The organism is Amycolatopsis sp. SID8362, from assembly GCF_010550475.1.
Lineage (GTDB): Bacteria > Actinomycetota > Actinomycetes > Mycobacteriales > Pseudonocardiaceae > Amycolatopsis > Amycolatopsis eburnea.
The window spans coordinates 1-244 of sequence record NZ_JAAGNB010000330.1; the positions used below are offsets into that span (position 1 = coordinate 1).

Consider the following 244-nt stretch of genomic DNA (forward strand, 5'->3'; position numbering starts at 1 on the left):
GACATGAATGAGTCATTCACTACATCGCAAGACCGGGGTCAGCGGGCCTCGGCGGCAACCGCGGGCTCGGGGACCAGCTTGTGGTACGCCCGCAGCGTGTCGGCCGCGACGCGGTCCCACGAGTAGCGGGCCATCGCGCGGTCGTGGCCCGCGGTCCCGTAGGCGTGGCGCAGCGCGGGGTCGTCGAGCAGCCGCCGCACCCGGGACGCCAGCTCCCGCGGCTCGCGCGGGCGGACGAGCAGCC

The 244-nt window shown here is 74.6% G+C and carries 1 protein-coding gene; it reads right to left on the reverse strand.

Features of this window, described 5'->3' with window-relative positions:
- Positions 1–38: 38 nt before the first annotated feature.
- Positions 39–244 (reverse strand): glycosyltransferase (locus G3I65_RS10705; protein WP_160695957.1); only part of this gene is annotated, 206 nt, incomplete at its 5' end.